The following is a 24,064-nucleotide window of genomic DNA, read 5'->3' as shown; positions in this document are numbered from 1 at the left end:
GAGCGCGGTCGCCCTCGGGCCCGCACACGGCGGTGGGGCCCGCCGGCCACGAACCGCGGCGAGGACGCCGCCAACGGTCCCTACTTGCGATCATGCGCGCCCGTATGCCCGGGCACCCGGCGAGTAGGAGCCACACGTGGAAGAGGTCCGCCCTCTGATGGCGAACGAGCCCGTCGATCCCGACGTCGACCTCCACATCCCGGAGCAACGCGCCGCTCGCGGGCCAGGACAGGCACCCATCGTCGCCGTGGTAGCCCTCGGCGGGGCCATCGGCGCCAGCGCGCGCTACGGCGCCTCACTGCTCTGGCCGACAGCAGACGGCACCTTCCCCTGGACCACCCTGGCCGTCAACGTCATCGGCTGCGCCGTCATCGGTGTCTTCATGGTCATCATCAGCGACGTATGGGCAGCCCACCGGCTCGTACGCCCCTTCTTCGGCACCGGCGTCCTCGGCGGCTTCACCACCTTCTCCACCTACGCCGTCGACATCCAGCGCCTGATCGACGACGGCAAACCGCGCACCGCCCTGGCCTACCTGGCGCTCACGCTGTTCGCGGCCCTGGCGGCGGTGTGGACGACAGCGCACCTCACCCGACGGATCGTCCGATGGAGGCAGCGATGAGACTGACCGGATCCGCCGTCCGCCTGACGGTCTACGTCGGCGAGAGCGACACCTGGCACCACAAACCCCTCTACACGGAGATCGTGCACCGCGCACACCATGCAGGCCTCGCCGGTGCCTCCGTCTTCCGCGGCATCGAGGGCTTCGGAGCATCCTCACTCATCCACACCAGCAGACTCCTCTCGCTCAGCGAGGACCTGCCCCTGGCGGTCGTCATCGTCGACGACGAAGCACACATCCGCGCCTTCCTGCCCGAGTTGGACGAGTTGGTCACCGAGGGACTCGTCACGCTGGACACCTGCGAAGTCATCCGCTACATCGGCCGCGGCAACGAAACCGGCCACCCAGGACAACCCGGAGAACAACAGTGAACTGGCTACTGGTCATCGCCGGCGCCATGGTCGGCGCACCACTGCGCTACCTCACCGACCGCACCGTGCAGATGAAACACGACACCGTCCTCCCCTGGGGCACCTTCACCGTCAACATCACCGGCTGCCTGATACTCGGCCTGCTCACCGGAGCGACATCCGCCGGCGCCACCCCCGAGCGACTGCAACTCCTCCTCGGTACCGGCCTGTGCGGCGCCCTGACGACATACTCCACCTTCTCCTACGAAACACTCCGTCTCAACGAGGAAGGCGCGCGCTTCTACGCCCTCGCCAACATCGTCGCCAGCGTGGTCGCGGGCCTCGGAGCCGCCTTCACAGGAGCGGCCCTCGCCACGGCACTTTGGGTCTAAAACGACCCGCCGAAAACGAGAGAACTTCTCGGGTCCACACGAGGTAGCCAGGAAGCCAGCAGTGGATCGAAACAAGGCCAGATCACAGATCGCTGCACCGCAGCGGTGGCCAACCTGGGTGACAACAAGATGGACGTTCGCTTGGGCGGCATCTACGCCCTGCAACGCATCATGCAGGACTCCACCCGCGAAAGGCCAGGTCTCGAACTCGTGTGTTACGCCGCCGGAATCACAGCGGATCAGCGCCTTTCGTCCCCGTCTGTGGCCAGGGCAGCTGCGCCGGGGCGAGCTGAGCGGCAGTGATGTGACCGGCGGCGGTCTTGCTGCCCGCGTTGCCGGGTCGTACCGGCACGGCAAGCACCACCGGCCGCTCCACCTCAGCCCGTTCGCCCGCCGGACTGAAGCCCTCGCCTTCATGGACATGGCCATCACCCATGCTCATGACGCTGCGGCAGGAGAATGACGCCGGATCCCGCCGATCCACAGCTCTTGACAATTACTCCGCTTTCAGCCTCTGGTATCCACGCTGAAGAGCAGGTTCCGGCCCGGGGACCATCCCATTCCGGATGCTGTCGTGACCAAGCGGAGTCCGGACTTCACGAGCCTGGTTGCCCCGGAGGGCCCGAGCAATGCGCCGCCCCCGCGTTGCGCGGGGGCGGCCTGACGCGTCGACGAGTCCTCGTCGACGAAGTCCGCACCGACCCAGCCCGGACGCCTCATGCCACGGAGCTGCCCGCGTCCGTCGGCCCCACCGAGGCCTGCTACGTCGAAACCTGCGTCCGGTGCCGGTAATCCCGCGGCGAGGTCCCGAAGGCACTGCGGAAGGCGCGGGTGAAGGCCGCATGGTGGGAGAAGCCCCAGCGTGCCGCAATGTGGTGCACGGGAACGGTGTGCTGTTGTGGATCGCTGAGGTCGGCGCGGGCACGTTCCAGGCGCTGGGCACGGATCCAGGCGGAGACGGTTATGCCTTCGTTTTGGAAGAGGCGGTGCAGGTAGCTGAGGGATATGTGGTGTGCGGCGGCGATCGTGGCCGGGTCCAGAGCGGAATCGTGCAAGTGGCGTTCGATGAAAGCGCGGATCCTCAACATCAGGGTTCTGGTGCGGGTTTCTGGCGCGAGATGGTCTTTGGCGTCGAGGTGGTGGGCGAGTGTGGCTGAGAACAGATCGACGATGACGGTCTCAAGTCGCGTGGCGTCGGCGGGAGCGTGGGGGCCTTCGCTGGCTATCTGGGTGAGCAGGGCAGCCAGCAGTCCGCCCACGCTCTTCCCTCCCGACAGGGGCCGTGCCAGCAGCGGCGCGACAGTGCGAGGCGACAGCGGGACCAGCGAGCGCTGAATGTCCAGACCCAGGGCGTTGAGGTGGGAGATGCTGCAGACGGACGGGCGCGAACTGTCGACGACGTACATGTGTCCCGGGCCGTGCCTGGCCTGACGGCCGTCCTGGCTGATGTCGACGGTGCCGCTCAAGGAGAGCGTGAGGTGGTAGACCTCCGGGTCGGACTGCCGGATCAACCGGGATGTGCGCACGAGGCGCATCGGATGCGCGGCCACCGGCCACAAGTGGATTCCGCCGAACCGCATCAGACGAATCTCGCCTCGGAAGTCCCGGGCGTATGCGCTGTCGGCCTCGGTGAGGAAGGCCGCCCTCGTGATGCAGTCACGGAAGCCGTCGAAGCGGTCCTCTACGGGTAAGTCATCGGTTCGGAAGAGGGTCTCACCGCCCATCGGCTCCCCGGCTCCTTCGGGTAAACCTGCGACACCACCGACCGTGGCGTCAAGAGCTGATTTGGTAACGGCTGCTTCGGCACACATGTGTTCCCCAGTTCGTGGTCATTTTCATCGTGTATTCAATGATCGGAATGAGTGACCGCCTTCGAGCGGATGCCGGTGTTGTTCATCGGACCACTGGCGTGCCAATCTGGCAGTGGGCCGGCGTGGACCGTTGGATGTGCAGCCCATGCGACCGCTGACATTGATTCTTCGTGCTTCCTGAGTTGTCTGGCAGGCCGGTTTCGCCGCCCTGGACAATCCGGGTAGCGCGGCTTGGACCTTGATCATTATTGAGCCGGGACGATTGAGTTGCCTGTTCGTTGACTGAGTGTGATCGAGGTTGGGGAGCGCGTCGGCTGTCGCCGGCCGCGGGGGAGGTCGTGCGGTCGTGGGTGGTGGCTGCGTTGGAGTCGGGCACGCGCCACGTTTCGGAAGGCGGCCGAGGTGTTCGGTATCAGTGAGCGGTCGGTGGGCAGTTGGTGGCGGTCCTACCGCGGCGGTGGCCGTGAGGCTCTGGTGGTGCGGCGGACCCGGCGCCCGGGGCCACACCAGCTGATCAGCGACGAGGAACGGGACACGTTATTCCGTGCGATGGCGGACTACTCGCCCGAGGAACCGGTGATCGGTGGACCGTTGTGGACCAGAGCCGCGGTGCCGGGAGCCGGCCCGGATGGTGACCGGAGTGGTCAGAAGTGAGCGCGGAATGGGCAAGTGGCTGCGCCGACCTGGCTTCACCCCGCAGCATCCGGGCCGCCCGGCCTACCAGCAGCAGGAGCGGAAGGTACGCGTGTGGCGGGAAGAGGAATACCCCGCCATCGTCGCTCGGGCGAAGGCCGAGAAAGCCGTGGTGGCCTGGAGGCGGATCAGTGCGGACGGCGTTCGGACACGGCTCCGCCCAGCCGTTCCTGGGTACCGAAGGGCCGTACCCCGTGGTGCGGGTCAACGGCAAGCGGCTGCACGTGAACGTCATGTCGGCATCGCCTCGCGCGGCGCACTGTGGTTCACCGTCTTCACCGGCCGCTTCACCGCGAAGGTGTTCACCGCCTTCCTCGGCCGGCTCGCCGCCAAGCCGGCCGCAAGGTCCACGTCATCGCCGAGGGGCACCCGGTCCACCACAGCAAGGCCGTCCACACCTGGCTGGAGGAGAACGCCGACCGCATCGAACTGCATCTCATGCCCGGCTAGAACCCCGAACTCAACCTCGACGAACTCCTCAACGCTGACATCAAACGGCACGTACACGCCTCACGCACCCGCTCGGTAAACGACCTCGCCCACGAGACCCGCCGCTTCCTACACCGCCGCCAGCGCCAACTCCACATTTGTCTGTAGCTACTTCCACGCCCGACGTATCAGCTACACCATCATGTAGGCAATCCAGTAGTTCCAGCTCGATAAGAGAGGCAGGGTACGGTATGGGACGCGCTGAGAATCCAATTGATCCGACCCGGGGGCCCGTGGAGGATTTCGCCTTCCAGCTGCGGGAATTACGGCAGTCTGCGGGTGGGGTTACCTACCGGCAGATGGCGCGTAGGGCAGAGTTCTCGGCTGCCACCCTCGCCCAGGCGGCGGCCGGCAGGCGACTGCCCACGCTGGCTGTGGCACTGGCCTACGCCAGGGCTTGCGGCGGCGCTCACGATGAGTGGGAGCGTCGCTGGCAGCAAGCGGCTGCCCAGGATCTGAGCCGGTCACCTGACGGGGAGAGCGACGAAGCCAGCCCTTATCTCGGATTAAGACGCTTTGAGCCGCAGGATCAGGACCGCTTCTTCGGCCGCGAGCAGCTCACCGCGGACCTGGCAGGTCTTCTTCGAGCGCGCCGCTGCGTGGCCTTGGTGGGCGCGTCCGGCAGCGGCAAGTCCTCTCTGCTGCGGGCCGGGCTCATTCCCGCCCTACGAGATGGGTCACCGGAGTCATTGCGTCCGGCTGTCGTGCGCGTACTCACTCCGGGACCTGACCCGGTACATACCCATGCTGCGGCTCTGAGCGGTGTGCGGCCCGCCATTGGGGAGGACAGAGGGCTCGGCTCGGGTGGGAAGGTCCCCTGCGGTGGTGCCGACACGGTGGTTGTCGTCGACCAGTTCGAAGAGCTTTTCACGTTGTGCCGAGACCCTCACGAGCGCACTACGTTCATCGATATGCTTCTGACGGCCCAAGACGAAGCAAATCGACTACGCGTGGTCATCGCTGTCCGGGCAGATTTCTTCGGACACTGTGCCAACCACCGAAACTTGGCTGATGCTCTGCGCGACGCGACCCTCCTCGTCGGCCCCATGACTCCAGCCGAATTGCGTGCGGCCATAGTCAAACCGGCGGCTACCGCCGGGCTTGTCGTTGAGCGGGCCCTTTCTTCCCGGATCATCGAGGAAGTCACTGGCCAGCCCGGCGCCCTTCCGATGATGTCCCATACGCTCCTCCAGACCTGGCGCCGACGCCGCGGCCGGGCCCTCACCGCATCCGCGTACGAGGCTGCCGGCGGCCTTCGGGGCGCCATCGCCCAAAGCGCTGAGGAGTTCTACAATCAGCTCTCCCCCGACCAGGTCAGCACCCTCCGTCGCATGATGCTCCGCATGATCACTCCCGGCGAGGGAACACAGGACACCCGGCGCCCTGTCGACCGCACGGAGTTGAGCGCTCACCTACCAGGCCCTGAACAAGAGATCCTTGAACGCCTCGCACGGCTCCGCCTGGTCACCCTCGACGAGACCACCGTCGAACTCGCCCACGAGGCGCTCATCTCCGCCTGGAGCCGCCTGCACGGATGGATCGAGGAGGAGCGCAGCCGACTACGAGTTCACCGTGCGCTCACCGATCATGCCCGGGCCTGGGAACAGCTCCACCGCGATGCAGGCGCCCTGTACCGCGGCACACGCCTGGAAACAGCACGAAAAGCGTTCCAAGAAGGCGCCGATACGTGCCTGACAACTGAGGAACGAACGTTCCTGAATGCAAGCATCACCGCTCACGAGAAGGAACAGGAGACAGCCGCTCGAACCACTCGCCGGCTGCGCTCGTTCGCCACGAGCCTGTGCATTCTGCTCGCGCTCACGCTCGTAGCCGCAGGACTGGCGTTCGTCCAGCGTCACGACGCCATCGCCGCACAGGACCGGGCCCTCTCCCGCCAACTCGCCGCCCAGTCCGCCACTCTGCGGGAGACCGATCCCGATCTCGCCGCCCTCCTGGCCGTCCATGCCTACCAGACCAGCCCCACCACCGAGGCCACTGTCAGCCTGTATGCCGCAGCCGCCAATCCACTGCGCCGAAGACTCAGGGATCACGGCTCGTGGGTGGCGTACACACCTGACGGCAACACCCTCGTCACAGCGAGCCCCTACTTCACCGTAAATGTGAGAAACAGTACGACGGGCGGCCTCGTCCGTACCATCCCCAACCAGGAATTCATCTCCGACCTGGCGGTGAGCCCTGACGGCCGCACCCTGGCTCTCAACAGACGGCTAGGCGTGGAGATACGCGAACTGAGCACCGGCAAACTGCTGACGCACCTTGATATTCCGCACTCGGTTGCAGCACAAGTTCTGTACACACCGGACAGTCGTCCTCTTGCCGTAATCGGGTCAGGGCAGGTGGTGGACCTCACCACCGGACGGAATACAACTCGGCTTCGTGGCCTCAACGTCGACGTCCGCACCGCAGCATTGAGCCATGACGGGCGAACGCTGGCCACTGTCGGCGACACAGGCCCGGTGTGTCTGTGGGACCTTGCCACCGGCCACCGAACAAAGACCCTTGGCGGCACCGGCTCGAAGACATCCCTGTCAGTGGATTTCAGTCCTGATGACCGTACGATCGCCACTGCGGACATCGACAACACCGTTCGGCTGTGGAACACCGCAACCGGACGCGTCAAAGCCTCCCTCACAGGCCATACCGGCAAGGTGACGCAGACGGCTTTCAGTCCCGATGGCAGCACACTGGCGTCGGCCGGGGACGACTCCAGCGTGCGTTTGTGGGACACGGCCAACGGTCGCTCCTACCAGGTTATTCGTACACGCGGAATCGGAACACTGGCCTTCAGCCCAGATGGGCACACCCTGGCAACTGGTGGCTCGCCGGACGACAATGCGCGCCTCTGGAATGTCGACACACCCATCCGCAAGACCTATCCCCTGGAACATGGTGAACACGTCACCGGCACAGCCCTAAGCCCTGACAAGCACACCCTGGCCGTCAGCAGCGTCAGCACGAAGGAAGGCGGGATTGCCGATTATTCGCTACGCCTGCTCGACACGGATTCCCCGGCAAACGCCACCCTAGCCAACGGCGATACGGTAATGGCCTTGGCCTTCAGCCCCGACGGCCGTCACCTGGCCGGCTCCGACTCCTCCTACGAAACACACCTCTGGGACGCACGCACAACCGAAGCCAGAACGCTTCTCCAGCGCAGTCCCGATCCCTACGGTCGACGAATGGGGTTCAGTGCGGACGGACAGACCTTCGCCGCAGCTGCAACAAGCGACAGCATCAGTCTGTGGAAGACGTTCACCGACGAAGGCCCCGTGTCCTCCTTACGGTCAGCGTTCGGCAGCATCCAGTCATTGGCCGTTGGCCCCGACGGCCGTACCATCGCCGCCCTCCACGCCGATGGGGGTCTGCGACTGTGGAACACACATCCGCCTGTGGAGATCAGGCTTCTCACCGAGGACGGGACGGCCGCAGGATCTGTTCTGCCCTCCCGGTCTCCGGAGGCCACCACACTTGCATTCAGTCCCAACGGACGGTTTCTGGCTGTCCAAGAAAGAACCGGAACGGTACAAGTTTGGGATACGACGACGGGAGACAGAAAAATGAGTCTCAGCTTCCGAGTACCCGCCTTTTATTCCGTATCGCCCTCCATGGTGTTCAGCCCGGACAACCACACATTGGCCGTCACTACCGCGTCTGACGTTCAGGTCATGGACACCACGACCGGATACGTTCGTGCAACTCTTCCCGTGCGTGCGAAGAGCAGCACATCTCTCGTCTTCAGCACCGACGGCCACACCCTGATCACCACAGAAGGCGACGGCAACCTACTCCTCTGGAATGTCGCGCTCCCCAGCCCTGCCAGCATCATCGTCGAGACCTGTCTGGCCGTGGACCGAACCTTGTCGTTCGAGGAGGAGGCGCAGTACCTTCCTCGAAACCTTCACCGTCGCGCCTGCTCCCCATAGCGCTTCAAAATGGCTTCACAGGCTCTGATCTCGGGCGTTTTCCTGGTGGTCAGCTTGCTCGGCGGTATTCGTTGATGAGACCGACGAGGGACCGTAAATCATTCGGATCTGGCTCATTTCTGGCGATCGCTGAGCGTGAGGTCATCCGAGGAGGATGCGGTGTCGTAGGAGAGGAAAGTCGGCTCGGCCGTACGCCTGCCGCCGATCAGCCCGTTCCAGGCCGTCGCGACCGTGGTGCGAGGGCACCGCGGATGAGGGCAGACGGTCAAGGGGTCGTGGACTGGACGTCAAAGGAGTGCGGACGGAACGTCAACGACACGGCGTCAGACGCTCGCCACACTGGCATCCGTCGACCGAGGCGTGACGGCGCCTCCGCACGGACCGTGCGTGGAGTCGTACGAAACGGCCCTCGACAGGCCACGTGGGGAGATGGGGAGAGCGATGAAGGCACGCATCACCATGGCGGCCCAGCCGCACCGGAGGAGATTCCTGGTCCGCACGCTGGGGCTGGCCGTCGGCGCCGGCCTTGTGTGGGCCGGGCTGGGGGCCGGCCTCCCCGACGGGACCCACCCCAAGGGCAGCACCACAACGACCGCCGCCGACACCGCCCCTGGTTACGCGGTCGAGGACTTCGCCTATCCCCGGGCCGACGAGATCCTCGCTGAGCAGGGGATTCTCTTGAAGAGGGGTGACGGGCACATCGTGCTGACCCCGTGCGACAGCCAGGAGGACCTGCTGGAGATATACGTCCGCATGGACAACACCGAGAAGTTCTGCTTCCGGACCACGGGCACCAGCGGCTATCTGAGCCTGGACCTGCCGGCCGTCTACGGCGCGCAGACCAACGACTACGCGGCCGAACTGTCGACGACGGTCGGCGGCGAGGAGCACCGGTACCACGTGGACGCCGACTCCTTTGCCGCCCTGGGCGAGGCCAACGAGGGCCGTCATGCCTCGCTCGTCGAGATCATCACGTCCAGGTAGCGGCTGCCCGCGTTCTCCCGGTCCGGGAAGTGCGCCGCCGTGACGGCGAGATTCGCCGACTCCTTCGTGCCGCGTGACGCGATTCGCGGACCTCGACGTTCCACCGCTCATACCTGCATCAGAGAGTGAAAGGACTCAACTTCGTGCCCAGACGCCGTACCACCCGGACCGCGCTGACCGCCGCCGCACTGCCCAGGTCGGTCGCCCTCGCCGGAGCCGCCGCGGGAGCCGGGGAGGGCGACACCGACCTGCCCGGCTGGTTACCCGACACCGACCGCGGCGCGGCCGTCTGGGCCTACCGGACCGGCGGCCGTGCCGTACAGCAGTCCGCCGCTGCCGCGCTGGCCGGCACCGACGCCCAGGTCGGTGCGTTCCTGACCAGCGAACTCCCCCGGGCCAGGGCCGAGGACAATCGCGTCACCCTGTTCGAGGGCCTCGCCTGGGCCGGCACGTCGGTGCGGGCAGCCGCGGAGCGGGCGCTGGCAGGCGGTGACGAGGCCATCGCCGGCTACCTCCGGGACGGCTACACGGCGCCGCTCAAGACGGATCTGCGGGTCGAGGTGTTCCGTGCCTTGAACGCCGGCGGCCCGGGTACTCGGCGGAACGCGACCACGGCGCTGGAGACGGACACCCAGGAGGCGTTGGAGAACTTCCTTCTCGAAACCCGGTACACCGGCGAGGAAGAGGACGAGCGGGTCGAGGTCTTCAAGATCCTCAACACCGCCTCCCCTCAGGTGAGGGAGTACGCCGAACGCGCGCTCGACGACGGTTCCCCGAAAGCCGTTCACTGGTTCCTCAGTACAGGCCAGCACATCGCCCGCGCACGCGACGAGGAGACCGCCACCATCGACCAGTTGGTGACGATCGTCGAGAGCGAGGGACGGAAGGCCAAACTCAAGACGGAGAAGGCGGTCGCCGCTGCCGAGCAGGCGAAGGAAGCGGCGCTCAAGGCGAAGGAAGCGGCCCTTGAGGCAGCCGAAGAAGCCCAGGCCGCCCAGGATGACGTCCGCAGGTCGGCCAAGGCCGCCGACAAGGCCGCCGACGCCGCACGCGGCGCGGCCCGTGCGGCCCAGACCGCGATCAGCGCCTCCCGTGCCGCGCAGTCCGCCTCGCAGCGGGCGGCACAGGCAGCACAAGCCGCCGCCGCTGCGGCGGCGCAGGCGGGAAGTGCGGCGGCACGCGCCTATCGCGCCGCCATCGCCGCGTCCGCCGACGCCACGAAGGCGGCCGCGGCACGCGCGGCCGCCGAAGGCGCCCGCAACGCCGCCGCACGGGCCCGTACCGCCGCGCAGGCAGCGGAGCAGGCGTCCGTCGCCTCCTCCCAGGCCTCCGTAGCCGGTGCCGCGGCCGCCTCCGCCGCGGGCAACGCCGCGGACGCGGCCAACGCCTCCGCCGCCGCGGCCGAGGCCGCCGGTGCCGCCACCGAGCAGGCCCGCCAGGCACGCGAGGCCGCCGCCGACGCCAACGCGCAGGCAGCCAGCGCCACCAGCGCCGCACAGCTGTCCCGTCAGCTGGCCGACAAGGCGGCCGCATCCGCCGGCGCCGCTCATCGAGCGGCCGGCTCCGCGGCGACCCATGCCGACCATGCCGCCGACGCCGCCGAAGAGGCGGCCGAGCACGCCGGCGAGGCGATCGACCACGCCGAACGGTCCACCGCCTACGCCGACGCCGCCGTCCAGGCCGCCACCACCGCCGCCGACGCGGTCCAGGAAGCACAGGCCGTCGAGGAGGCGGCCCGCCAGGCGGAGGCCGGCCGCATCCAGCAGGACACCGAGGTCGGGATGGTGGTGGCCCGGATCAAGGCCGTGCAGGAGCAGGAGGCCTTGGAGCGGATCGCCACGCAGCAGGCCCAGGACGACCAGACGTCCCAGGAGACCCGGGACCTCCTCGCACAGGCGCAGGATGCCCTGTCGTCCGGAGACGATGCCGGGGCCGTGGTCTGCGGACGGCAAGCAGCGGTCATGCTCCTGGACAGTCACGGCACATGGACACGCCAGGCAGCGGAGTTCGCTCTCGCCGGTGGCGAGAACGAGATCCTCAACTGGATCGACGTCGACCGGCCGGCGGCGGAGCGGCAGGACGATCGCGAGACGGTGCTCGCACTTGCCGAGGTGGCCGCTCCGGATGTCGCGACGGGGGCTCGCCAGGCCCTGGAGAGCGAGGATCCCGATGCGGCGAACTGGTTTCTCACTTCGGGCCTGACCGACTCGGCCGCCACGGAGAACCGCGTGAAGATCTTCACGATTCTGGGGCACGACCCCGGCCGGGCGGTCAAGGCAAAGGCTGAGGCAGCGCTGGAGGACGGCAGCCCCGAGGCACTGTCCCGCTTCCTGAGCACGGAGTACGCCGAGGCGGTCAAGCAGGACGACAACGTCGAGTGTTTCCGGATCCTCAACGAGGGGGGCGCGTACCTCCAGGCGGCCGCGAAGGTCGTGTTGGAAGGGTCCGCCTACATGAGACGGTCGTTCGTCGCGCACGACCAGTACGACGTCGCCCGCCTGGACCACGACTCCCAAGCCCATGTCGCCGCGATCCGGGCCGCCATCGCCCATGCCGCCCATACCGCGCAGAAAGCTCTGGAGGACGCCGCACGCGCCTCCAAGGCCGCGGCGGAGGCCCGAGAGGCGGCCGAGGACGCGTCGAACTGGGCGGCCAAGGCCCAGGGCTACGCCGACGCCGCGGCGAGCGCGGCCGCACAGGCCCGTTCCAACGCCGATGCGGCCGACGCGTCGGCCGCGCAGGCCGCCGCGTCCGCGCAGCAGGCCGACGAGGCCGCGGTCGTGGCCCGCACCGCTGCTCGTAGCGCGAACTACTCCGTGAACCGGGCCTACGCCTCCGCCGGCCAGGCCCAGGCCTCGGCCGCCTCGGCGGCGGAATCCGCGGCAAGTGCGCGTGCTTCGGCCGAGCAGGCGGGCCAGGACGCCGCTGCCGCAGCGTCGGCGGCCAGCGACGCGCACCGCATCGCGCGGGAGAAGCGACGGCAGGAGATCGCCGAAGCGGCCGCCGAAGCGGAGCGCAGGGCCCGGGAGGCCGCCGAGAACGGGACCGATCCCGCCGACACCCCCGAGAACGACGAGTCCACGGCCGAGGAGGAGGGCAGGTTCCTCGGTCTGACCCGGGAACAGTGGGTCAACTATTCCGGCAAGGTCCACACCATAGCCGGATGGTTGTCGAGAACCTCCCGCGCAGCGGCCCTGGTCGCCCTTCGGATCCCGGAGGGCCAGCCGGCAGCTGCGTTCCTCTTTGGCCTCTCGAACACCATGAAAGGCATCTCCTGGCTGGCAGGCGGCGTGCACGTCATCGCGGAGTGGCCGGACATCATGAAGAGCCTGGCCTCGTTCGCGACGGGTGCGTCCGGGCTGTTCTACGGCCACGACAACGCGGCCGCCGCGGTGCTCGACGGCCTCACGGGACTCGCGGACGAGGCCAGGTCGAGGGTGTCCGGTTTCCTGGAGGACACCGGCACGTCGTTCCTCGGCCTGGTGGGCCTGGACTGACCGGACCGTGATTCCGCCGGCCAAGGACACCGCACACACCGCACACGTCACCATGACCGTCGACGGCCCTGGACTCCGTTCGGCACGTCGACGGGCCCCGGCCGGCATCACACGCTCGTCGACAACTCCACGAGCAGGTAGGTGAGAGGAAACAGGAACATGACGCTCTTATTCGGCAAGAGACGTACCACGGTCGCGCTCCTGATCGCCGTGGCCGCGATCGGTTCGACGACAGGCCCCGCCCACGCCGTCACCGGTCCCGTGGAGTCGAACAACCTACGCGGCTACACCGCACGCCTCGACATCGGCGACGGCACCAGAGGGTGCAGCGGGGCCCTCATCGACCCCGAGTGGCTCATCACCGCCGCCTCCTGCTTCGCCGACGATCCCGCCAGCTCGATCCACGTGCCGCCCGGCGTACCGAAGCAGCCCACCCGGGCCGTGATCGGCCGCACCGACCTGACCACCACGCAGGGCGCGGAGCGCGCCGTGGTGAAGCTCGTGCCGCGCGACGACCGCGATATCGTCCTCGCCAAGCTGTCCGCGCCGGTCGCCGGCGTCCGCCCCGCAGTGCTCGCCGACACGGCGCCGCAGGCCGGGGAGAAGCTGATCTTCACTGGTTATGGCCGCACCGGGGACGAATGGGCACCGATCGCCCTGCACAACGGCACGTTCTCCGCCGGACCCTTCACGGGCACGGATCTGGAGGCCGTCGGGGACGACGCGGCCGTCTGCCCGGGCGACACGGGTGGCCCCCTGGTCCGCACCAACGGCGACCAGGCGAGCATCGTCGCCCTCGCATCCCGCTCCGACCAGGGCGGTTGCTTCGGCATCGATCCCGAGATCACATCGACACAGGCCGTCAACTCTCGCGTCGACGGCCTCGGTGACTGGATCGGCTCCGTCGTCCGTCAAGCGCCGTTCGTCGACTTCAACGGTGACGGCGTCGAGGACATCGCGATCAGCGACCCGGAGGCGACGGTCGGCGGCGACGCCGAGGCCGGACTGGTCCGCATCGTCTACGGCGGAGGTCAGGGCACCGCTCAGATCGACCAGGACCTGTCCTTCGTGCCGGGCGGCTCAGAGCCGGGCGACAGGTTCGGGCAGAGCCTCGCCACGGTCGACTACGACTCGGACGGCTATACCGACCTGGTCGTTGGCGTGCCCTACGAGGACCTCGGCGGCGCCCAGGACGCGGGCATGGTGACCGTGATCCACGGCTCCGCTGCCGGACTGGGTCAGGGCCGGGCAGCGGACAACTACCAGCAGGGCCAGGGTAACGGCGCACTCAAGGAGGCGGTGAGCGAACAGGGCGATCTCCTCGGCTACGCACTGTCCGCCGGTCACACCAGCAGCGGTGATCCGTTCATCGTCATCGGCGCGCCCGGGGAGGGGCTGGGAAGCTTCGACGGCGCCGGGGCGGTGATCTACGTGCGCGGCGGCACCAACGTCGCCGTCCAGGCGGAGGCGGGTCTGACCGGGAAGCGGCAGACCGGAGCCAGAACCGGCTGGTCAGTGGCGGCGGACGGCAACCACATCGCCATCGGCGCCCCAGGCCGGGACATCGGCGGCGCCTTGGACGCCGGGGATGTCTGGCTCCTCTCACACACCCTCGGCGCCGACGGCAGGCCGGTACAGCGCGCGGAGATCAACGAGGATCGCGGTGACGTCTCCGGCGGCGCCGAGACCGGCGACGCCCTCGGCACATCCGTCAGCCTGGCCGGGAGCGGAACCGACGGCGACTCGATCCTCGCCGTCGGAGTACCCGGTGAATCCCTCACGGACTCCTCCGGAAAGGACATGCCCAACGCCGGCGGTGTACTCACCTTCAGTGTCACCGCCTCGGGCACCTGGGCGCAGGACCAGGTGATCAACCAGGACACGCCGGACGTCACAGGCGGCGCCGAGCCCGGTGACCGCTTCGGCGAGAGTCTCGCCGCCCTCAATCTCTCCCCCAGGACCGAGCCGACCTGGCAGAGCCTCCAGCTCGTGATCGGAGTGCCCGGAGAGGCGCAGGGCACCACGACGGCGGCCGGCGGAATACAGACCGTGACCCTCCTCGGCCCGCCCGGCCAGCACAACGACGTCCTCTATGCCGGATACCACGGGCTTCCCGGCGCACCCGGCGCCGGCGAGCGCATGGGGCAGGACATCGCGGCGTCCCCCACCCACATCTACGTGGGCATGCCCCTCGGCCCGTACCCCCCGGGTGCCGCCTACTCGGTGCCCTGGCCAAACCTGACGGGCGGCGCGGACCAGCCAGTGACCGTGTACCAGCCGGGCCAGGACGGCATCCCGTCGGGCGGCCAAGCGTTCGGGACGGCGATCCGGTAGTGCCGTACGGTGCCCGGACGTTGACGGACCGACGGAGAAGGGGCGGTGTGATGTGGCGTCCGTGACACCTTGAGGTGGTGTCTGGTCCGGTTGTGTGTGACCCTCTCCCCAGGAACGATCAACTGGGGGACCTGGCCACGCGGCTGCACACCGACCGTCCCCACTGGGCAGAACGCAGACTCGTGGCCGTCTCGGACGAGCCGTCCGGGGTCTTCGATGGTGGGCGGCTACCGGCCCGGGCGGCCGGGACAGGCGCGACGGATGCAGCGCAACATACTGAGGCCGCCTCCCGAGCGCAGGTCGAACTCAGAGTTCACCCCCCGGGCACGCGTAGGTTCACCGGCCCCCTCCGGAGTTGACCAGGACGGGCCGGGACCGTCCCTCCACCCTCACCGTGGCACAGACCCACAGGTCAGCGCCTCACCCCCAACCAGCCATGTTTTGTGGCTCCTGCCGGGGAATCGAACCTGCGGCGAATGCCAGCGAAGGGTAGTCCAACCATCCACTTCTGGCGCGACAGCCCGGAGAGCCGAGCCGATAGTTGGTCACGTGACCAACGCGTGACCAACAGCGGTCAGGAACCGGTGGGAACACCCAGGTGAGGGCCGATCCAGACGAAAAGCGAGAACATGCACCTGCGCCCATAAAATGCCTGGCCAGAGGCCCCTGATGCCTCCAGGCAGGCCAGGGGTGGCGGCCCCCGGCCGGTGCCACCGGCGGGCCCCCACGCGATCAGGGGTCGTCGTGCGGGCCCGCCGCCAGGTGACTCCGCATCACAGGCTGGGGTGACCAACCGATCAGGCGCCTCATGTGATCCCCCAGGCCGATGCAGGGAACCGTCCCGGACGCCAGTTCGCGAGTCCCCTCGACGCAGCGCCAGCAGTACTGGGCCTCGGTGCATCCCGGCAAGTGGCGCCTCACGTATGCGGAGACCTCCACGGGATTCTCCCCGGCATCCAGGCTGTTCGTGACCTTGCCCTGCCGCCAGTCGTGAATGCCGAACCGGCCGGGAAGGTCCAGCCGCTCTCTTCAGCCTCACGACAGCCAGACAGGCTCAACAGTGCGGCTCGCCCCCGTCCCACGAGCAGGGCGACCGCCACACCCCGGTCGTCCGGATGTCGGTCACCTCGCCCCCTTGCCGAGTACATGCGCCAACCCGTAGCCTCTGGCGTTCGCAATACGAATGAAAATCCGCATCGCGAACAGAGAAGGGGATCCAGTGGCTTCTCCGCCCGTGCCCTCCCGTCCGCCTCGCTCCTTCCGCTCCGTTGCCGTGGTCATCGGTCTGTGCTGGGTGGCTGTCTACTTCGATGGCATGGACGTGAACATCTACGGCGCCGTCATGCCGCATCTGCTGGACGACGAGTCCTTGGGGCTCACCACGGCCTCAGCCGGAACCGTCGGAAGCTGGGCCACGCTCGGCATGCTCGTCGGGGCCCTGACCACGGGCACTCTCGCCGACTGGCTGGGGCGCAAGCCGCTGGTGGGCGCCAGCATCCTGCTCTTCTCCGCGGGCTCGGCGGTATGCGCTCTGTCCTCGGACGTCACCGCCTTCGGCAGCGGCCGGTTCCTGTCAGGGCTGGGACTCGGTGGTCTGATGCCCCTCTGTCTGGCCCTGGTGACGGAGTTCGCTCCCGTCCACCGTGTGGCGTTGGCAACCGGGCTGATGATGACCTCGTACCACGCCGGTGGTATGGCGGCCACGGGCGTCGGCCTCGCCGTCGCCCCCGCGCACGGCTGGCGCTGGATCTTCTGGGCGGGAGCGCTGCCTGCGCTGACCGCTCTGCCGCTTGTCGTGCGGTGGCTGCCCGAGTCGCCCACGGCCCTGTTGGCACGCAGCCGCCCGGAAGCCGCCCAGGCGGTCGCAGATCGCTACGGGCTGCCGCATCCCGAAGCCCCCGAATCCCTCCGGACCGGCACCAGGGGACGGATTGCCGCCATCGCGGCGCTCTTCGCCTCCGGCACTCGGTGGGCGACCCCGCTGCTGTGGCTGGCCTCGTTCGCCGGTCTGCTGCTCGTGTACGGCGTCTCCACATGGCTGCCCGAACTGATGCGGGCCTCCGGGTACTCGCTGTCCTCGTCCGTGGCGTTCCTGATGGTGATCAACGCGGGCGGCATCGTCGGCATGCTGGTCGCCGGACGCGCCGCCGACCGCTTCGGCGCGGTACGGGTCTCGGCACTCTGGTTCATGCTGACCGCCGCCGGAGCGTCCGTCCTCAGCGCCCACCTCCCGCTTGGCGTGGCATACGCCGTCGTCTTCCTGACCGGGGTGTGGCTTTTCAGCGCCCAGACGATGGTCTACGCGGCCACGGCCGCGGTGTACGGGCCCGGGGCGCGTGCCACGGGTCTGGGGTGGGTGACGGGCATCGGCCGCATCGGTGCCGTGGCCGGTCCGGCCCTCGGCGGTGCCGTCCTCAGCGGCGGCACCGCGGGGCTCGGCTTCCTCACCTTCGCCGCGACCGCGGTGGTCGGGGCCACCGCGATCTCGCTCGTCCCCCGTGTTCGCCATGCCAGGCACCTGCCACGACCGGACCACGGCTCCCCCCTCCCCCGCGCCACCGGTTGATCGCCAAGACGTCCTCCATGCACGACGACGCACCCTCCGACGCTCACGCTCCACAGAAGGGAAATCCATGACAGCCTTGTATCGGAAGTGGCCGCCCCGGGCCGGACTCCTTGGCAGTGGCATCGTCGCCTTGCTTCTGCTCGTCGGTATCGGAGTCGTCGGCGTCCCCGCCCACGACGGCGCAGCCCGTGAGGGACACCGCGGCGCGAGCACCGCGCGCGCCACCGCACCCGCCACGGAGTGCGCCGGCTTGACCGGTCTCGATCTGGCCGGAGTCGAGGGCGCACCGACCTTCGTCGACTCGGCCGCCGACGTCAGGGCGGACGACAACAAGCTCGGCCACTGGGAGGCCTGCCGGGTCACCGGCACCATCGCGCCGCAGGTGCGGTTCGAGCTGCTGCTGCCCACGCGCACCTGGCATCAGCGGTACCTTCAGACCGGCTGCGGCGGCTACTGCGGCACGGTGTCGGTGGACGCCCCGGCCTCCGAGGGCTGTGTACCCCTGACCAACGGCACGTTCGCTGTCGCATCGAGCAACGAGGGCCACCAGGGCGCCGGCGGATTCAACGCGGCCTTCGGTACCGATCCCACCTTGCGAGCCGACTTCGGCTATGCGTCGGACCACAAACTCGCCCTCGCCGCACACCACATCATCCGTGCCTTCTACGGCACGCCGGCGCGGTACTCGTACTTCGACGGCTGTTCCCAGGGGGGCCACCAGGGCCTCACCGAGGCGCAGCGCTATCCCGATGACTTCGATGGCATCGTGTCCGGGGCCCCGGCCTCCGTCCTCACCGCGCTCAACGTCTGGTACCAGGGATGGAACGCCAAGGCGAACGTCGGCAGCGACGGCCGTCCGCTGCTCACCGCGGAGGACCTGGCCCCGCTGCACAAGGCCGTGGTGGCCGCCTGCGACAACGACGACGGAACGCAGGACGGCCTGCTGGCCGACCCGCGAGCGTGCGACTTCGAACCATCCCAACTGATGTGCCAGGACGGCCACCGCTCCTCCACCCGCGCTTTCTGCCTGACCCGCGGCCAGGCCACCGCCGTCTCCAAGCTCTACGAGGGGCCGCGCGACGGCAACGGCGCGCTGCTCTATCCCGGGTGGCAGCTCCCTGGATCGGAGCTGAACTGGAAGAGCTGGATCGTCCCCGTCCACCCCGGCGAGCAGACCCTTGCCAGCCAGATCGCCACCAGCACCTGGCGGTTCATGGTCCACTCCGAGCCACGGCCGGGCGAGGACCTGAGCGATCTGTCCTTCACCCGGGCCGAGTTCGCCAGGATCATGGGGGAGAACGCCGGAATCTACGATGCCACCGACCCCGACCTCGGCCGCTTCTCGGCATCGGGTGGAAAGCTGATCCTCTGGCACGGCTACGCGGATCCGGCGATCTCCCCGGTGGGCACCATCGCCTACTACCGAGCAGTCCAGGACGCCATGGGAGGCAGCGCGAAGACCAGCGCGTTCGCCCGCCTTTTCATGCTGCCCGGCATGGCGCACTGCACCGGAGGACAAGGCCCGGACCAGTTCGATGCCCTGGGTGCGGCCATCGGCTGGGTCGAACACGGCAAGGCACCCACCCGACTCGTCACGCGCAGCACGCACGAGGGCAAGACCACGGCGACCAGGCCCGTCTACCCGTACCCCCTGATCGCCGTGAACACGACCGGAGGGCCGAACAACCGAGCCTCCAGTTACACCGCGAGGCAGCCGGCCACGGAACACGACGACCGCATCGCCTGGCTGGGCACGTTCCGCTCGGGCTACCAGCAGCAGTGCGCCTGGGACCACGGCCGTTGGGTGTGCTCAGCCGCGGCGCGCCGCGGCTGAGCCGTACGGCACGGCACGGCACGGTGACGAGACGGCGTCCCGTGCCGTGCCGTCACGCCGAAGGGACACGCGCGTGACGGCTGACGAGGTGCAGGTCCGCCTCGATGGCCGAGGCCGTGTCCACGAGCGCGGGCAGTACCTCCGTCCGGCACTGGTCCACGCTGCGCCTGCTCGTGTGCATGGCGACGTTGACCGCTCCCGTCACCATGCCGCTGCGATCACGCACGGGAACGGCGAGGGAGCGGAGCCCGCCCTCCAACTCCTCCTCGACCCACGCGTAGCCCTCCTGGGCGGCGCGCTCGACGAGGGCCGCCAGCTCTCCAGGATCAGTCACCGTGTGCGGTGTGCGGGGCTCCGGTGCACTGCGCCCGAGGAGCGCGCGTCGCGCCTCAGGCGTCAGGCCTGCCAGCAGCACCCGTCCCAAGGACGTAGCGAAGGCGGGGAGGCGGGTGCCGACCGTGATGTGCACCGACATGATGCGGGTGACGGCGGCCCGCGCGATGTACCGGACCTGGTCACCGTCCAGCACCGCGAGCGACACGGAGTCGCCGACCCGTTCGCAGAGCGCGGTGAGGTGCGGCTGCGCCAGGTGCGACAGAGACGTCCGCGACAGCACAGCGCACCCCAGGTCGAGAACCTGGGGCGTGGGCCGGAAGCGGCGCCCGCGTGCCTCGACGTACCCCAACGACTCCAGGGTGATCAGCGCACGCCGGGTGGTGGCACGGGCAAGGCCGGTGGCACCCGCGGCCTCGCTCAGTGACATCTCGGCACGCTCGGACCCGAAGCTTCCCAGCACGGCCAGCCCGCGGGCGAGAGAGCGCAGGAAATCCTCCGCCGGCACCTGCTCGTCCAGCTCCTCGAACGGTGACGCACCCAGGCCCTCGGGCACCGGGGCGAGGCCGGTCCCGAGCAGCGCCTCGTCCATGTCGCGGGTGGCACTCAGGAGCCTGGGCAACCCCTTCTCACGCAGCTCGGCGGCGCTGTACCGCGGCGTGTGGCCGACCAGGTTCACCACGCCGAGGGGGCCACCCGAGCGGTCGCGCACAGGAGCGGCGAGTGCGACCAGGCCCGGCTCCAGCCACTGATCGTCCAGTGCCCACCCCTGCTCGGCAGCCGCGCGCACACGCTCGGTGAAGCGCTCCATGTCCGACTCCGTTCCCGCTCCTGACTCCTCCTGCTTCTCCGTCTCCGCCCGCCAACGTTCCCACTGCCCCCCGTCCCACAACGCCGCGAACACCGCACCGGCAGCGGTACTCGCCACAGGCAACCGCACCCCCAGCGGCAGGGACAGCGCCACCAGGCGAGAACGCGCGGCAGCCTGGGCCACGAGCCGCATGCCGACTCCATCCGCCACGGCCAGCGTCGCCGTGACGTCGAGGTCGGCGGCAAGCCCCTCAAGAGCTGTCCCGAGCAGATCAGGTAGGCGCAGTGCGGACAGGTACGCGTTGGGGAGCCGCATGGCTCCGGGTGCGAGAACCACGTCCCGGCCGTCCAACCTGACGTAATCCATCCGAGCCAACGTGGCCACAACACGCTCAACCGTGGCCCTGGTGCTCTGTGTGGTCTGCGCCAGCTCCCCCAGGCTCGCCCGTCCTGCGACCGCGTCCAGCGCACGCAGCACGCCGATCCCGCGCACCAGGGGCCCGACAGCCTCGGACGGCAGTACGAGGTCGGGGCTGGCGCTGAGCGGCATAAGGGCTCCGTCGAGTCGGATACCGCCACAGTATCCCCGCCGGTCGGACCACCGTCCGGACCGCCGAGGTGATCCGACCGTGAGCGCCCCTGAGCACAGCGTCCAAGCCGGGGCTCGACGGGACCGCCCGGCAGTGACTACGGCGAAAGCCCATCGCTAAAATAGACAAAACATTACGAAAGCCATGAGGGTTACAGGTGAGGCGAGGACGTGGACGGAGGCGAGGACAGCACCATGGCGCCGGAGACGGCCGAGGTGGACAAGTTGCTCGACCGGGCCACGCGGACCGTCGGCGCTCATCTTGGGGCGCTGTATCTGAGGGTCCCGGAGCGGAAGATGCTGATGATGACGACCGTGACCGGAGTGCCCAGCAGGCTGGTGGTCCCGTGGTCACGGGTGGCGCTGGCAGCCCCCGTACCGGTGGCCGAGGCAGCTCGGTCGTGCGGTCCGGTGTGGCTCGCCGACCAGCAGGAGCTGGCCAGGCGCTTCCCGCGCACGGCGCTCGCCTTCCCCTACCCGGTGGCCATGTACGTCGTTCCGGTCCTCGTCGACGGCGTCTGCTGGGGCGCCGTCCTGATGCTCTGGCCCGGTGGCCGTTCCCAGGAGTTGCCCGCCGTCGAGACGCGCGAGATAGCGCAGGCCGCCGACCTGATCGCCCGGGGACTGCGCGCGGCCGAGGCACGGGGCAGCCCGGTGCGTCCGAGGGCCACTCCGCTCGCCATGGAGACGCCGCCGACGCGGTACGACCACCCCGCGGCCGACCTCGTCGAGCGCCTTGGTGAAGGCTTCTGCGCTCTGGACCTGCACGGCCGCGTCACCTTCCTCAACGGCACAGCAGCCGGCCTGCTCGGATGTGACCGCGTCGAGCTGCTTGGCCACCGGCCCTGGGAGGTGCTGCCCTGGCTGACCGATCCCTCCTACGAGAACGCCTATCTCGCGGCCCTCTTCAGCCGCGTGCCCACCGGCTTCACCGCCGCCCGGCCGGATGGCACGTGGCTGTCGTTCCTGCTGTATCCCGACACCACCGGCATCAGCATGCGCATCAGGCCGACGGACACCCCCGGCGGCCCGACGGATCCGGCCACCGACTCGCTGCCCGACGCACCGGCCCGTGCCGGTACGCTCTTCCACCTTCTGCACCTCGCGTCCGCGCTCACGCGTGCCGTGAGCGTGCAGGAACTGACCGGTTCCTTGACGGAGCAGATGATGCAGGTCCTCGACGCCCAGGGCCTCGCCCTGCTCACGGCCGACGAGGGACGGCTCCAGGTCGTCGGCTCCGGCGGCTTCCCTCCCGAGATGCCGACGTACTTCAACGGCCTTCCCCTGGCATCCCAGACCGCCGGAATCCGGGCGATCGAGACAGGGGTGCCCGTGTTCTACTCCGACACCTCGGACCTGATCCGCGACTTCCCACACCACCCGCACTACGGCAACATGGGAGCTTTCGCCTTCCTGCCGCTGACAGTGTCAGGACGGACCATCGGATGCTGTGTCCTCGGATACGACCGGCCACGCCCCTTCCCCCCCGACCAGCGCGCCGAACTGACCTCACTGGCCGGCATGATCGCGCAGGCACTCGAACGCGCACGCCTCCACGACTCCAACGCCCAGGCCGCACGGGGCCTCCAAGACGGGTTGCTCCCGCGCCGACTGCCACAGCCGGGCAAGCTCAACGTGGTCGCCCGCTACCGTCCCGCCACACACACCCTGGAAGTGGGAGGCGACTTCTACGACCTGATCGACTTCGGCGAGTCCGTCGTGGGAGCGGTGATCGGCGACGTTCAGGGCCACAGCGTCCAAGCGGCGGCCGTCATGGGACAGGTTCGTACCGCCGTGCACACCCACGCCCGAGTCGGCGCGTCCCCGGACGAGATCCTCTCAAGGACGAACCGGCTCCTCATGGAGATGAACAGCGATCTCTTCTGTAGCTGTGCCTACGCCCACATCGACCTTCCCCGGCACCGGGTCATGCTGGCGTCCGCCGGCCATCCGCCCCCGATCCTGCGCCATCCTGACGGTACCGCCGAGGTGCTGGACAGGGCGTCCGGCTTGCTGCTGGGCGTCGAGCCGGACGTGCGCTACAACACGATGGAGTTCGACCTGCCACCGGGAGCCCTCCTCGCCCTCTACACCGACGGGCTCGTCGAACGGCCCGGAACCGATCTGGGCACCGCGATCGACCGGCTCGCCGAGGAGATCTCCACAGCGGGACCGGAAGAACTCGGCATGCTGGCCGACACGATCATCAAACGGGCCGAGGCCACCGTGAGCCCGCACAGCAGCGACGACATCGCCCTTCTCCTCGTCGAGTGCCGCCCCCGGCCCGCACGGCGGCAGATCAAGGCCGGCACGGACTGAAACGAAGGTCGCCATCTCAACCACGCCTCAGAAGCCAGTGCGAGATGGAGCGGCCAGAGCGGAGTTGAGCAGAGGGCTCCCGGAGAGGAGGGGGGAGCAGCGCGGACAGCGGCTCGGGCTGCTGCCTCACCCCGCGTCGCTGACACCAAGGCCCAGCAGGAATCGACGTCCGTGGGTTTGCCGGAGTCGGACACGTTCGGCAATCGGTTCGGTCGCCGAGTAGCCCCAGATGCTCTGCACTCCGATGGCGACGGCGGCGTTGCTGGTGGCCTTCAGCAGCCGCTCCGCGTCGGCGATGATGTCTCCGCCTGCCAAGCCCGGGGTCCAGAGGGCTCCCCAACCGTGCTCGTCCAGTTCGGCTGCAGCGTCATGCACCTGTGAGGCATGCCGCGTACGCAGTTCCACACTCCACAGACCGGTTCGTCCGATGAACATAACGGTCTTCCTTCCCCGTTACCCCGCAGGATGACCAGCGGAGTTCCTGACCGCCCGCCCAC

At 68.7% G+C, this 24,064-nt stretch carries 16 protein-coding genes and 1 pseudogene; 13 read left to right on the top strand and 4 right to left on the bottom strand.

The annotated features are described in order from the left end of the window. Positions 1-157 precede the first annotated feature (157 nt). Genes crcB (Sm713_RS32730) through crcB (Sm713_RS32720) form a run of 3 tightly spaced genes read left to right on the top strand, consistent with a single transcriptional unit; the run spans position 158 to position 1,364 of the window. On the top strand, positions 158-622 hold the full coding sequence (gene crcB / locus Sm713_RS32730) for a fluoride efflux transporter CrcB (RefSeq protein WP_212915002.1): 465 nt from the start codon (positions 158-160) through the stop codon (positions 620-622). Next, entirely contained in the window at positions 619-993 is a 375-nt protein-coding gene (locus tag Sm713_RS32725) for a DUF190 domain-containing protein (protein ID WP_212913585.1), read from the top strand. The genes crcB (Sm713_RS32730) and Sm713_RS32725 overlap by 4 nt, the downstream gene beginning before the upstream one ends. Then, on the top strand, positions 990-1,364 hold the full coding sequence (gene crcB / locus Sm713_RS32720; protein WP_212913584.1) for a fluoride efflux transporter CrcB: 375 nt from the start codon (positions 990-992) through the stop codon (positions 1,362-1,364). The genes Sm713_RS32725 and crcB (Sm713_RS32720) overlap by 4 nt, the downstream gene beginning before the upstream one ends. Positions 1,365-1,593: 229 nt before the next feature. On the opposite strand, the gene Sm713_RS41830 is transcribed toward crcB (Sm713_RS32720), so the two are convergent. Beyond that, positions 1,594-1,800 carry a hypothetical protein gene (locus Sm713_RS41830; RefSeq protein WP_374196103.1) on the bottom strand — a complete coding sequence of 69 codons (207 nt, stop codon included), beginning with the start codon at positions 1,798-1,800 and terminating at the stop codon, positions 1,594-1,596. Between the two features lie 325 nt (positions 1,801-2,125). Continuing rightward, positions 2,126-3,088, bottom strand: a complete 963-nt coding sequence (locus Sm713_RS32710) for a helix-turn-helix domain-containing protein (protein ID WP_212913583.1) — start codon at positions 3,086-3,088, stop codon at positions 2,126-2,128. Between the two features lie 375 nt (positions 3,089-3,463). On the opposite strand from Sm713_RS32710, the gene Sm713_RS41825 reads away from it, so the two are divergent. The 9 genes and pseudogenes from Sm713_RS41825 (at position 3,464) to Sm713_RS32670 (ending at position 19,516) form a co-directional block, all read left to right on the top strand. Then, complete coding sequence (locus Sm713_RS41825; RefSeq protein ID WP_374196102.1) at positions 3,464-3,829, top strand: helix-turn-helix domain-containing protein; 366 nt, start codon at positions 3,464-3,466, stop codon at positions 3,827-3,829. Continuing rightward, positions 3,804-3,926: pseudogene (locus Sm713_RS41820) on the top strand (winged helix-turn-helix domain-containing protein); the annotation flags it as partial. The gene Sm713_RS41825 and the pseudogene Sm713_RS41820, both read left to right, overlap by 26 nt. A gap of 203 nt (positions 3,927-4,129) precedes the next feature. Then, positions 4,130-4,318 (top strand): hypothetical protein, encoded by a 189-nt coding sequence (locus Sm713_RS41815; protein ID WP_374196101.1) that lies wholly within the window; start codon positions 4,130-4,132, stop codon positions 4,316-4,318. A gap of 272 nt (positions 4,319-4,590) precedes the next feature. Then, complete coding sequence (locus Sm713_RS32695; protein ID WP_249416845.1) at positions 4,591-8,301, top strand: helix-turn-helix domain-containing protein; 3,711 nt, start codon at positions 4,591-4,593, stop codon at positions 8,299-8,301. Positions 8,302-8,742: 441 nt separating this feature from the next. Further along, positions 8,743-9,285, top strand: coding sequence for a hypothetical protein (locus Sm713_RS32690; RefSeq protein ID WP_249416844.1), 543 nt, complete (start codon positions 8,743-8,745; stop codon positions 9,283-9,285). A 143-nt stretch (positions 9,286-9,428) separates the two neighbouring features. Next, on the top strand, positions 9,429-12,782 hold the full coding sequence (locus Sm713_RS32685; protein ID WP_212913579.1) for an ALF repeat-containing protein: 3,354 nt from the start codon (positions 9,429-9,431) through the stop codon (positions 12,780-12,782). A gap of 159 nt (positions 12,783-12,941) precedes the next feature. Then, a complete protein-coding gene (locus Sm713_RS32680; RefSeq protein WP_212913578.1) occupies positions 12,942-15,116 on the top strand; it encodes a trypsin-like serine protease in 2,175 nt (724 codons plus the stop codon). A 1,273-nt stretch (positions 15,117-16,389) separates the two neighbouring features. Then, complete coding sequence (locus tag Sm713_RS32675) at positions 16,390-17,682, top strand: MFS transporter (protein WP_249416843.1); 1,293 nt, start codon at positions 16,390-16,392, stop codon at positions 17,680-17,682. A gap of 67 nt (positions 17,683-17,749) precedes the next feature. Beyond that, the gene (locus Sm713_RS32670) at positions 17,750-19,516 is read left to right on the top strand and encodes a tannase/feruloyl esterase family alpha/beta hydrolase (protein ID WP_212913576.1); all 1,767 of its coding nucleotides are present in this window, start codon (positions 17,750-17,752) and stop codon (positions 19,514-19,516) included. 52 nt (positions 19,517-19,568) lie between these two features. Here Sm713_RS32670 and Sm713_RS32665 read toward each other — a convergent pair whose 3' ends face one another. Next, positions 19,569-21,209 (bottom strand): IclR family transcriptional regulator C-terminal domain-containing protein, encoded by a 1,641-nt coding sequence (locus Sm713_RS32665; RefSeq protein ID WP_212913575.1) that lies wholly within the window; start codon positions 21,207-21,209, stop codon positions 19,569-19,571. A gap of 210 nt (positions 21,210-21,419) precedes the next feature. Here Sm713_RS32665 and Sm713_RS32660 point away from each other — a divergent pair, with 210 nt between their 5' ends. Beyond that, positions 21,420-23,567, top strand: a complete 2,148-nt coding sequence (locus Sm713_RS32660; protein ID WP_212913574.1) for a SpoIIE family protein phosphatase — start codon at positions 21,420-21,422, stop codon at positions 23,565-23,567. Positions 23,568-23,693: 126 nt separating this feature from the next. Here the strand turns inward: Sm713_RS32660 and Sm713_RS32655 are convergent, their stop codons facing one another. Next, positions 23,694-24,002 carry a hypothetical protein gene (locus Sm713_RS32655; protein ID WP_212913573.1) on the bottom strand — a complete coding sequence of 103 codons (309 nt, stop codon included), beginning with the start codon at positions 24,000-24,002 and terminating at the stop codon, positions 23,694-23,696. Positions 24,003-24,064: the final 62 nt, after the last annotated feature.

Source organism: Streptomyces sp. TS71-3, assembly GCF_018327685.1.
Lineage (GTDB): Bacteria > Actinomycetota > Actinomycetes > Streptomycetales > Streptomycetaceae > Streptomyces.
This window is presented reverse-complemented; position numbering and strand designations above follow the sequence as displayed.